Source organism: Trinickia fusca, assembly GCF_003628145.1.
Classification (GTDB): domain Bacteria; phylum Pseudomonadota; class Gammaproteobacteria; order Burkholderiales; family Burkholderiaceae; genus Trinickia; species Trinickia fusca.
Map to the genome: position 1 here is coordinate 444424 of NZ_RBZV01000001.1, position 12933 is coordinate 457356.

At 62.9% G+C, this 12933-nt stretch carries 1 protein-coding gene (only partly in view); it reads right to left on the reverse strand.

The window, feature by feature from the left end:
- On the reverse strand, nucleotides 1–12933 hold the 3' end of the coding sequence (locus tag D7S89_RS01920; RefSeq protein WP_121275081.1) for a pesticin C-terminus-like muramidase. It continues 23661 nt past the right edge of the window; 12933 of the gene's 36594 nt are visible here — the last part of the coding sequence; its start codon lies beyond the right edge, outside the window; the stop codon is at nucleotides 1–3.

The following is a 12933-nucleotide window of genomic DNA, read 5'->3' on the forward strand; positions in this document are numbered from 1 at the left end:
TCAGTCCGTCCGCCTTACCACCAATCCACTCCGCTTCAGTAGATCCTCGGAGGCGAGCAGCGGCTGCTCGATGCCCACATTCCACCAGCTGTCCCCGATGCATCCGGAGATGCCCAGATCGGCGGCATCGGCGCGATCCCAATCCAGGGAAGGACGGTGCCGCTCATGGCGCCAGTCATCGCCCAGGCCCTGGTTGATGATGATGTAGCCACCTCGGCCCTCATCGTCCGAGCAAGCATCGCCGGCGATGATGATCACCGTCTGGCTCGAATCGCAGCGGTCATCGTCATCATCCTCGTCACGGACGACGTTCAAGGTAACGGTCGCGGTGGCAGTGTGTGTGCCGTCGCTGACGCTATACGTAAACGTATCCGTGCCGATGAAGCCGTGCGCGGGGCGATACACATAGCTGCCGTCATCCTTCTGAACGAGCCGGCCATGAGCGGGCTTGCCGACGGTGAGGTCGAGGCGCTTCGCGGCGGTGGCATCCGGATCATCGATCAGGCAGTTCAGATCGATGTGGACCTTACCGTTGCGTTCGACCTCGAAGCTCGCATCGCGCGCGCTCGGAACCGGCACGACGGTGATGTGCACCATGGCGATCGCGGACTGCGCTTCATCGTCGACTGCGCGATAAGCGAAGCTGTCCGTGCCGGTCCAATTGCGATCAGGCGTGTAAGTGAAGCTGCCATCGGCGTTGTGCGTCAGCCTGCCGTGTTCGGGACGGCACACGATGCGCGCGTTCAGGGCCTCGCCATCCGGATCGCTGTCATTGGACAACACGTCGATCCGCACCGGCGTGTTGTCGTTGGTGATGACGTTGTCGTCCACCGCTACCGGCGGGCGTTTGGGTGCCAGCACGGTCAGGGTGACGGTCGCCGGCTTCGAGCCCAGCTCACCGTTATCAGCGATGTAGGTGAACGTATCGGTGCCTACGAAGTTCGCGTCGGCGGTGTAGCTGAACGTGCCGTCGCAGTTTTCGGTCAGCCTGCCGTGTTGCGGCTTGTTCACCAGCTTGGCGCGCAGATCGTCCGCGTCTTCTTCGCCCGGATCGTCGCCGGCTAGGATGTCCAGCCGCTTCGGCGTGCCGGCGCGGACGGTAAAGCTTTCATCGTGCGCTACCGGCGGCCGGTCCACGTCCAGCCACACGGTCGCATGGTTGGAATCGTATTGGCCGTCGTTGGCGACGAAGACAAAGCCGTCCATACCGGTCCAGCCTGCATTCGGCGTATAGACATACGTGCCGTCCGCATTCTGCGTCAGCGAGCCATGGTGCGGTCCGCAGACAATGCGCGTCGTCAGCGGGTCGCCATCCGGATCCTTGGAATAGGCCAGCAGGTCGATCGGCGAAGTGCCGTTCTCCGCCACGGCCATTTCGTGGCTATGCGCATGCGGCCGGTGATTGCGTCCCTTGACGTCGATGCTGACGGTGGCGACCTTGGAATCGAGCTGACCATCGTTCGCGACATAGGTGAAGCTGTCGGCGCCGACGTAGCAATGATCCGGCTCATAGGTGTAGGTACCGTCGTCGTTGCGCACCAGCTTGCCGTGCTGCGGCGCGCTGATGATGCGCACGGTGAGCTTGTCGCCATCCGCGTCGCTGGCGTTGGCCAGCAGGTTGAGCACCTTGGTCTGGTTGTCGTGCAGCCAGAAGCTGACGTTGCCCGCGACCGGCGGCTGATTCACATAGGCGACGCCGAGGCTGACCTTGGCGACGTTCGAATCCAGTTGTCCGTCGTTGGCGACGTAGGTAAAGCTGTCGTTGCCGTAGAACAAATGGTCCGGTGTATAGGTGAATGTGCCGTCCGCGTTCTGCGTCAGTTTGCCGTGCTGCGGCGCCGTGACGATGCGAACCGTGAGCTTGTCGCCGTCCACGTCGGATATGGCCGAGGGCAGGTTGACGATGACGTTGCCGTTTTCCTGCAGACTCAGCGCCAGGTCCGTTGCCACCGGTGGCTGGTTCACATAAGCGACGCCGAGGCTGACCTTGGCGACGTTCGAATCCAGTTGTCCGTCGTTGGCGACGTAGGTGAAGCTGTCGTTGCCGTAGAACAAATGGTCCGGTGTATAGGTGAACGTGCCGTCCGCGTTCTGCGTCAGTTTGCCGTGCTGCGGCGCCGTGACGATGCGAACCGTGAGCTTGTCGCCGTCCACGTCGGATATGGCCGAGGGCAGGTTGACGATGACGTTGCCGTTTTCCTGCAGACTCAGCGCCAGGTCCGTTGCCACCGGCGGCTGGTTCACATATTGAATCGCGAGGCTGACCGTCGCCGTGTTCGATTGCACGCCAGCATTGCTCAAGGCATAGCTGAAGCTGTCCGTGCCGTAGTACAGGTAATTCGGCGTATAGACAAAGCTGCCGTCCTTGTTGAGCGTGACCGTGCCGTGCGCGGGACCATGGATGATCACCGGCGTGGCGCCGTAGACGTCACCATCGTTGGCGAGTACGTTGGCGCTGATGCTGCCGTTTTCGAGACCGGTGAACGCCGCATCCTTGGCTTGCGGCATGCCCATCGTCGTCACGTCGCTGATCGTGACGTGACTGCCCGATGCGGCAAAGCCGATCAAGTCGAAGGACAGATTGACCGCCGTGCCGGCTGGCACGCTGCGCAAATCGACGATGTAAGTGCGGCTGCCATCGGCGTTGGTGATCACCGTGACGCCCGACGCTTGATGCGCACTGCCGTCGCCTTGCAGATTGAGCAGAGCATCGGTCAGGCTGAGGTCGATCTTGCCGCCCAGCGAGGCCCCGCTCTTTGCATCGAGCAGCGCCACTTGGAATGCGTCTTCCGGGCGATCGCCGAGGCTCTGCAACGTGACGTTGCTGAGCGTGAAGCGCAGGAAGCGATCGTTCGTACCCAGCACGAAGCCCTGGCTCAGTCGCGTCTGCGTCTGACTGCCTTCGCTCAATGTGACCGAAGCACCGGTGCCGCTGATGTTTCCTTCGGACGACCAGCCCTGGTTGCCGTTGGTGCCGAGGCCGACGAAGCTCGGATTGATGGCAGCCTGGTACTGCTGCGCAACGCTGGCGAGATTGGCGGTAGGTGCTGCGATCGTCTGCTCGATGCGCGTGCTGGCGTTGCTCGTCGAAGCGGGGGCTTGCGAGCGGGCGAACTGTGCCAGCAGCGACTGGATCTGCTGCATGGACACACCTGCCGGCAGACGACGCACGCCCGGCTCGAGCGATACCGACATCAGGTCGTCCGCGGCATTGGCGATATCCGGCAGACCGAGCAAATGGCCGTACTCGTGCAGTACCACGGTCAGCAGATCGTACTTGCCTGCGGCAGCGCTGCCTGCCTTCGCAACCCATACGCCAGGATCGGCGGTGGGGACGAAATCGTCGTTCGACAATGCGTCCTTGTTCACGTACCAGCCGACACCGTTGGCCGTGCGATCGATCACCACCGACGTGCCCTGCGTTTCGCCGAGTTCTCCATTGCCGAGATTGCCGAAAGCAATGGAATCGCCGTTCGCAGGCATGCCCAGATCGGAGGGCTTGGCTCCCCACAGATGCTGGGCAAGACCCAGCAGAGCGCTCAGAGACACGTCCGCTGCGGGCGGCGTTTGTGTCTGGGTGCTCGCATCATCTGCGGCCAGCTGAGGCTGGGCCAGCAGTGCGGGGGGCGGCGTCAGCGTGAGGTGGAAGTGAGTATTGTGACCTGACCAGAAACGTAGCCATCCGGTCTGACCATTTTGGGTTGTGACGTTGCCGAGGGGCACGCCCAATGCACCAGCGACCGAACGAATCGCTTGTTTTACATCGGAGTACTGGTTGAATGTCGCCCCGTAGTACATGAAATTGACAAGGCCGTTAAACAACGTCTGACGGACGCTGTCGCTGAGCGGGATGGCGTTATAGAGCGAATTTCCGCTAGCCGGATGCGTCAGCATCAACATGGCGAGAATCGATTGCAATGTGCTCTGTTTCGCCTGTGGTATTCCGCTCTGAGGAGACGCCCACCAGGCGGCAAGCGCATCTGCCGTCGTCGCGGTGGCAGGAGGCGTATTGAGGTGCTCGCCGGCGTCGCTTCGCGCAGCATCGTCGTGGGGAAGTCCAATATCATCCGCCATGCCGAGGTCGTGAGACGAGTGGTTGTCGGTGTCCACGTAGTTGAGTCTGGTGACGGCAGTCAAGGTCAGACTGGCATTTCCGAGGCCGATGGATGCTCTTGCTTGTGCCGTCTCAGCCCACGCTGCGAGGAGGTCGCGGGCCCAACTCGTTCCGTAATGCTCGACGATGTCCTTGGTTCCTTCTGCCAGCCATGCTTGTCCAGCTGCGCTCGGGACGTTGCTGTGGAAGGGGCCTTGCGGGGTGTCGTTGAGGCCGCCAAGCGATTTCCAAACGTTCATCCAATGCGGTGCATCCCAAGCCTGGAGGTAGGCCAGGAAGTTGCCATCGCTCGCCGTGCTGTCTTGTGCAATCTTCAACGTCGCGGCGGCGTTGTCCAGCTGGCCTGGATTACCACCAATGACCAGTCGCGTCATGTCGGGCCCGGTCGCGGCCGGGGTATATTGCGTGGGCTTGTTGTAGTTGACCACCCGATCGAACAGCCATGCAGCGCGGGCGACCTGAGGGGTCCATTTTTCGCTCACATCGAATTCGGCCGTGGTCGTGCCGTAAGCGGGGAATCCCAAATACTTCAGCCGTTGCTCGACACGAAGCACGTCGAGCGGACGGTTATGCGTCTGGGAAACAGCGCCTTTGCCCACCGTGCCTCCGGTGCTGAGCGTGAACGGCGTATATCCGGGATTCGATGACGAGCGATCGCCGATAAAGCCGCTCTTCGTAGAATCTCCGGCGAAGTCGGAAAGCGGAACGTCCAGCACGAGCTTATCGATCGTCTTGCCGGCGATGGTGATATTGCTCAGCACGATCTCGATGGTGCGATCGGGCAGGCGCTTGCCAAGGCGCAGCGCATCCATGTCAGCGCTGGTGAACAGCGTTTGCAGGAACAACGTGTGGCTGGCAGCGAAGGTATCCGGATCGTACAAACCGGCGTAGTCCGCCGCGCTGGCGGCCGAGATGCCATGGCCCGTATTCGCCGTGGTGGACAAGACATACGGGACATCCGTGGCGCTGCCGTCGCTCTTGTAGCAGGTCGTGACGATCTTGGCGTACTGGCTCGAAGCGGTGTCCACGCACACCGTGTCCTTGTTGATGCCGGTAATCGCGTCGTTGGTCACCTTTGCGTAATCCGGGTATTCCTTCCGGATCAATGCAGCCAGGTCGATCAGGCTGATGTCGCCATAGCGCATCTTTTCATCGGTCGGCGCGTTCGCTTTGAGCGTCTGACTGCTGGACATGCCGAACAGCACGCCGGTGTCGACCTTGGTCGGCAGCACGCCGCCTAGCTGGTCGATCGGCACCGGCCGGTTACCGCCCTGTACAGCCAAGGAGTGCGCCGTGGCCTGGGTGATCAGGTCCTGCATGTTCCAGACCAGAATGCCGTCCGGCAACGAGGGTTGCCCCGGCATGCCCCAATAACGGACGTCGGCCCACAGGACGCCATTGGCGGCGTTGTAAGACAGCGAATTGATCGACGCATCGACGATCGGCGTGGTCGCACCGAGGTATTCGGCCGCGCCGAACGGATCCCGGATGATGCCGATCTTGCCGCCGATTTGCTTGTTGTTCAGCAGGCCGTTCATGAATCCCGGATCCTTGAACGGCACGTCGTAGTCGGCGACCAGCGCGTATTCGATGCCGCCCACCTTGACGAACACCGGGCTTTGCGCGCGCTGGATATCCAACTGGTACTTGTCGCTGTAGCGTGCCATCAAAGGCACGCCGGGTCTTTCGCCAGGCATGGAAATCGACTGGAACGCCGGCGACTGCATCACGCCGTGCGCGTCGACGCCGATCGTCACCGTGCCCAAGCCGTTGTCGTAATCGAACGCACTCGACACCAGGAAGCGGATCGTCGTCACCTTCCCACCGCTCGTGATACTCGATGCGGCCGTCAGGAATTGGGCGCCTCGGCCTCGGTTGGACGGGAAGTTCACCATCTGGATGGCGCTTCCGGAAGCCGTGAGCGTGCCTCCCGTCGTGTCGCTAGCGTCCAGCAGATCGAGATCGAGCACGAACATCGCGCCCGAATGCAAGCTGGTGCTGGCGATGCCCTCGTTGCTATTGGCGGCGGTGACGGCCAGATACGAATGGGTTCCCTCGACCACGGCCAGATCGACATAGCCGAAGGCCGCATTCATGCCGCTGACCGCATCGGGCAGATGGATCTGCTGCGCCGTGAGGAACTGCGCCGACTCCTCATCGATATTCATCCGCAGCAGGCGATGCTGACCGTTGCCGGTGTACGCGCCGCCTTCGGCGATATACAGCCAGTCGCCCGAGACGGCGAGGCTCGAGAGGTTATCGGTGGATCCTGCGACCGTCACGCTGGAGACGAGCTTCATCGTCGCCGTATCGACGACATAGACCTGCCCCTGGTTGCCGGCGACGAACATCAGCGAACGATCTTCGTTGTAGGCAATTTGATGGGTCTTGGCGCCGCCGACGAACTGCGGGCTTCCCGCCACGTCGGCGTACTTCAGCTTGTTGACGATCGCGCCGTTCTCGACGATGTCGATGTCGGTCGCAGTGGTCATCACGCTGAACCCATTTTGCGGATTGATGCTGGCCGTCGCTGTGCCACCGTAGGTCGTCCACTGAGGGTCTCTAGGAGCCCAAGGCACGACGTCGACGGTCGTCTTCACGAAGCGCTGAGCCGTGATTTCGTGCAGGCTCAGGGCGATATTCGCGGGCAGGTCCAGATCGATCGACTGCGTGTCGCCGGTGACGTCGACATCGACGAACTGCTTCCACAGACGCATATCGCGCTGTTGCGCGGCCTTGCCATTCCATTGGTTGGACGTGGCATGACCGTCGCTGTCGACCTTGAGATCTTCGGGGCTGATCCAGATGCGCAGCCGCTCGGGCAGTTGCATACTGTCTGGGGGCAGGCGCAGGCCCTTGAACGAAACGCGCAACTTGTTTCCGATCATCTGCATGCCGGTGATCTGCAAGGTGCCGTCGGGCGCAGCGGGGGGCGTGATCGGAACCTGGGTGGCGTTCGAATTGCTCTTGGTGCCGGGCAAGGCGCCGGAATCGATGTCCGCCTGGATCAGATTCGCTTCTTTGTTACGGCGTGTCGGATAACTGTCGCCGAAGTTACGCAACTCCGCCACCGCGGCATCCCACTTGCCCTGCGTGAGGTCGACCCAGTAGTTCATCGGCTGGTGGTTGTTGTGCGGATTGCTCCACAGCGCGTTTCCGTACTGGTACGCGGCACTCATGATCGCCGTCTGCGTATTGGCCGGAAGATCCCGGAATGCCGTCGAACTCGCAGGATTGAAATGCTGCTCGAGCTGCGTGTCGATCATCTTCAACACGGCGTTGTCGATGGTCGTTTCCTGGTCAGGTGTCAGCGGATTCATGGGGTGAGCGGCGAGCGCTGCTAGCGCAGCGCTGCCAGCCAGCGGATGACCGGGAGCTGTCGCGACGTACCACTTGAGTTCGTCGGTCAGCGTCTGGCCCAGCTGCATGCTGTTCAGGCCGTCCAGCGTGATTTGGCCGACATCGAAGCCATGCGCCACGGTCACGCCGCTCTGACCGGCATTCGGCACGGTGGCGTTGGGATCACCGTTCGCGTTTTCCGCGTCATAGATGAACTTCAGATCGACCTTGAGCCCACTGTCCGGCCCCGTGTTGCCGGAGCCCGAGCCTCCCGATCCTCCGGTGCCGACTTGCGAATCGAGGTTCAGCGTCACGTTGCCGCTGGAATCGACATTGGTCGCGATTTGTCCGATGTCGTTGTAGGCGGCCGAGGACGACCAATTGACTCGGTAAATCGGTATGCCTTGGGTGGAGAGTATGCCCAGGACACTCATCATCGTCGCCGCCCCGGCGATGCCGCCGGCGGCGCTCATGGACCCCATGCCACCGGCAAAGAGCATCGGGCCCGCCCATAGCGCAATCACGTTCACGCCGGCGCCCTGAACCGTCACCGAGCCGGTCTTCTTATCGGCCGTTTTGCTCTTAACGATGATGAAGTTGCCGCTCAAGCTTATGCCGGTATAAGGCGGCGAGGCCGTCCGCGCGACGCCATCGGCGCCGATATGGCCGTTGTCCACTACCGACCACACGTCGTGCGGACAGCCGATCGCGTCGGTGATCACGCTGCGCTCGAGGAACAGCACCTCGTCGCCTGCGTTGAAGCCCGAGTTGACCTGCAGCGGAATGGCCAGCTGCATCGGCAGCTTGGACAGGTTCGCACCGATGTCCAGATGGAAGGCCGCGAGCGTATCGAGCATGTCCGGCAGCGGCGGATTCATGCCGGTGGTATCGCCGATGGCGCTCACTGGGATGCGGCTGATCGACACCGTGGCATCGGCAGGCAGCGCACCCGCGCCGATCATGACCGTTTCACCGGTGGCCGCCGCGACGGCGCCGCCCAGGTTGTGGTCGACGACGACACCAGCGTTGGTCGTCGCGTCTTCCACGACGGCCGGCTGAACGTTCAGCGGCACATCGGTTTGACCGATCAGCTGCTGGATCACGTGATCGTTCGCATCCTTGACGCTTTCGAAGTAGACCACCGATACCGTGATGCGGCCGGCCTTCAATGCGGTGATCAGGCCGTTGGCATCGATCGTCGCCACGCTGTTGTCGCTGACGAAATAGCGTGTGGCGCTGTTCGGCGTCGGGCTGGCCTGGCTGATGTCGATCGGCGCAGCAGGGTCGCCGCCCGGTTCGACCACATGCACCTTCAATTGACGGGTTCCGCCCGGTACTAGCGTGATGCTAACCGGATAGACGTCGGGTTTTACCGAAGGCGTCTCGGCATCGCTTTGATCATCCTCGCTTTGCTGCGGCGGCAGTGCCGCCGGCGACGTGTTGATGGCTTGCACCGCCTGGACGACGTGACCGCTGCCGTCGGTGTGCGAGGCCACGATCAACGCGGGGCCGACGCCATTGCATTGAACGAGGTGGCGGCTGCCATCCACTACGACGGGTGCGGGGCCGCTCAAGCCGACGCTGCTCAAATCCGTGGCCGTCAGGCTGAGATAGGACGGGTCGGCGCTGACATCGACGCCGAGCTGATCCTGGAAGTCCACCGTGGCTTTCAGCGGGGCGTTCTGTCCAGGCATGAGATCGCCGACAGGCTGCAAATGGATCGCAGTCAACGCGGCTGCGCTGACATTCACCTGTAGCGTGATCGGCGCACTCGCGGCAAAGCCATCGTCCGCTTGCACGTTGATCGTGGCGGCACCGCTATAGCCGGCGTTCGGCGTGAAGATCACCGAATGCCCGTCAGCGCTCAACTTCGCCGTGCCGTTCGTTGCGCCCAGCACGCGCCAGAAGATCGATTCGCCGGCAGAGGCCGTGGCGGCTTGATCCAGCGAAATCGTGGCACCCAGGCCCACGTGCGTCAGCGTCGTCGGCAAGTTGCTGGCCGCTTGCGGCGGCAGCGCAGCCTGGAAGCCGTAGTTCGCATCGAGGATCTGGCGGTCGGTTTGATCGACCACGCCATCGCCATTGATGTCGCCCGCGAGGTTCTTGCTGGCGATGTCTTGATCGAGTGCCGCGGCATCGCTGCCGTCGACCTTGCCGTGATGGTTCAGATCGCCGGCGATCGACACGCTGATCTTCGCCGTGCCGGTGCCGTTGAGTCGCAGCAGTTTCATGCCGGCTTCGGTGACGCGCACGAGGACCGTGTGCACGCCGTTGGACAGCGTGTTGCCCAACACGTCGCCGCCGACCACCTGCAGCGTGCTGTTCGGATCGCTGAAGCTCGCGCTGATCGCCACGATCAAAGCACCGCTGCCGCCAGGCACCTTGATCGTCGAAGCCAGCTCGCTATCGCGAATGGCGAACGCGAGGCTGGTGGTCTGGTTGGCTTGCAGCGTGCCGTTCCAGCTATTGGCCGTGCTGTTGCCCAGCCAGTTCGCGGCCGTGCCGAGGTTGGCCGTGACGGTGTCGGTCAGCAACGCGCCGTTGCTGTCGTAGCCGTAAGGCGTCCCCATGCTGGTGCCGTCGAGCGCGCGTGCCAGAACCAGGCGGTTTTGCGCGTCGTAGCCATAGAAGAAGCTGCGGACGTTGCCGTTCGCATCGAGCGGGCCGGTGATGCGGGCGATGTTGCCGTTCGCCGCGCGCACGATGTCGATGCGGTCGCTGGCCGTCCCGCCGACGAGGGCGATGCCTGCGTCGGACACGAGCCATTGCTTGCCGTCGGCAAACGTGACGCCGGTGATCTTGCCGTTGGTGTCGAGGCTGTAGTGCGTGCCATCGGGTGCGGTTAGCACGTAGCCGCTCGGCACCCAAGGCAGGCCGGTGGTTTCGTCGTAGAGATGACCGCCTTGACGCTGCAACGCATTGCCGTTGACGGCCGCGAGCGTCCAGCCCTGGCTGCTGCCGAAATCGGCGTGGTAAGTCATCGGCGCATTGGCGCTGCCTTGCATCGCAACGCCGTCGGCACCCAAGGTGAAGCTCAGGTTTTGCAGCGCTGCATTCGCATCACCGAGGTTGTTGGGAATCGACAGCCATACGCGGGCGCCCGTTGTCCATGCCGCCGTGGCACCACTGGTGGTGGCGGCGGACTGATCCGTGGTGAGACCGGTATCGAAGCCCGCAATGGCCCAGTTGCCGAACGCATTGCCGCTGCCGCCCACGAAAGTGCGGTTCACCGTAAACGCGTGTCCGCCGAGCTGGTAGGTCACGTCGGCCACGTTGTTCTGCGCAGCGCTCTTCTGTGCAGCATTGATGATCACGCGCGCGTCGACTTCCGCCGTGCGGCCTTGCAGATCCCATGCAGTGAGGCGCAGCTGATAAACGCCGTTGCGCAAGGCGGCCGGATCGAGCGAGGCGACCGTCAAGGCTTGATTGAAAGCGCTTGCATCGTAAAGCTGCGTGCCCAGCGTTTGCCACGTGCTGCTGCCGATCGGTGCGATTTCCAGGCGATAGCCCATCAACTGCAACTCTTGCAGGTTGGCCTGCAGGTTGGTCAGTGCATCGATCTCTACCGGCTTGCCGTCAAGCGTGGCGCCGCTCAACGCGCCGCCCCACGTGATCACCGGTGCAAGTGCGGCCGGATCCTTGATCAGCACGCTGCTGTCTTGTGTGCCGCTGAAGCCATCCGCATCGGTGGCGGTGACGCGTACGTCGATGGTGCCCGGTTGCGTGGCCTTCAGGTGGAAGCGGCCGCTGCTGTCCAGGGCGACCGTCTGCCATTGATCGCTGCCCAAACCGGTGCCGCGCACTTGAATGGCCAACGCGGTGATCGCGCTGAAGCTGCTGGCGCGCACGGTGACCATGATGTCCTGGCCGGGCAGGGCAGGCGTGCTGGGAACACTGTCGATCAGGATCTTCGGGCTGTTGGCCGATGCATCGGCCACCACGTGCACCGTGAAGCTCTGCTGCACGGTGTTGCCGTGGCCATCGTCGACGTTCGCGGTAACCACGAAGTCGCCGACCTGGCCGGGGCCCGGCGTCCAATTGAGCTGATGCTTGGTAGCGTCGTAGCTCGCGCCTTGCGGCAGGTGGGTGAAGCTCACCGCGAGCGCCTGCGTCAGCGCGTTGCCGTCCGGGTCGTTGGCGTAGATGCCTTGATGCGTGTCAGTGCCGCCCAACTGGATCGGCAGACTCAGTGTCTTACCCACCACGACGGCATGACTGCTGACCGACAGCACCGGCGCCCGGTACACACCGAGGACGCGGACTTGAACCGTCTGCATGCTGGTGAGTGCGCCGTCCGTCGCCTGGAACGTGAAGGTGAAATCTCGGCTTGCGGTATTGCCCTTGTCCACCGTGTCGTAGCCCGGCGTCCATTCGAACGTGCCGGTGCTGCCGTCGAAGTTGATGCCGGCTGGCGTGTTGGCGTCGTAGATCAGGCTCAGGTGCACCGGCTTGCTGTCGGCGTCGACGCTTTGCAGATTGAACGAGAGCGTATTGCCTTCGTTCACCAGTTGCAGCGGTAGCGGCAGGATCTGCGGCGCTTGCGCCACGTGGGCGACGTGCACTTCGAACGTGCGGGTGAAGCTCATCGCGCCGTCGCTGCCGGTGACGGTGAAGCGATAGACGCCGTTGTTGCCGTTCTGCGAGGCGAACAGGTCCGGTGTCCAGTTGAGCGTCGCCTGATTGCCGTTGGCCGCTGCAGGTACGTTGAACGTCATGCCTTGCGGCAGGCCGGTCGCGGTCCAGTTGATCAGATGGCCGGCTGCGTCGTTGGCGAACAGGGCGACGCCGAAGGGGTTGCCTTCGTTGGTGTTGATGACCACCGGCGTGTTGGTGTTGGCGTTGCCGGTGTCGGTAACGGTTTGGCCGTTGACCTGCATGCCGAGCAGCTGCGGCGGCGTATCGCTCGCGACGACGATGACGCGGACCGTGTGGGTCACCACGTTCGGAACCGGGTTGGCCGGATTGACGAAGCCCTGGTTCTGCGGCGGCAGACCGCTGTCCGTGACCGTGATCGCGATGTCGTGCGGACCGACGTCATTGGCGGTCGGCGTCCAGCTGAGCCGTGCCTGACCGTACTGATCGCCCATCGTGAGCTTGGCGCCGATGGGCAGACCATTGCTGGTCAGATGCAGTCCATCCTGATCCGCATCGCTGATGGCGATCGGCAAGCTCAACGGCTGACCGATGATCGCCACGACTTGCTGCGGCAAGGTGAACACCGGCGGCTCGGTGAGGCTCTTCGCCGTGACGACGAAGCGTTGCGCGGCGGCCATGCCGGTGGCGGTGTTTTGCGCAGTGACGGTGAGCGTGTAGTCGCCGCGATCGTTGTCGCCGGGCGCGAGGTGAATGGTGCCGGTGATGTGGCCATCGGCGCTCGGCGCGTTTTGCGTAAAGGTGGCGAAGCGCGGCAGACCGTCGATCGTCACCTTGACGGCGTCGCCCGCATCCGCGTCGATGGCGACAGGGATATCGAGCGTGCT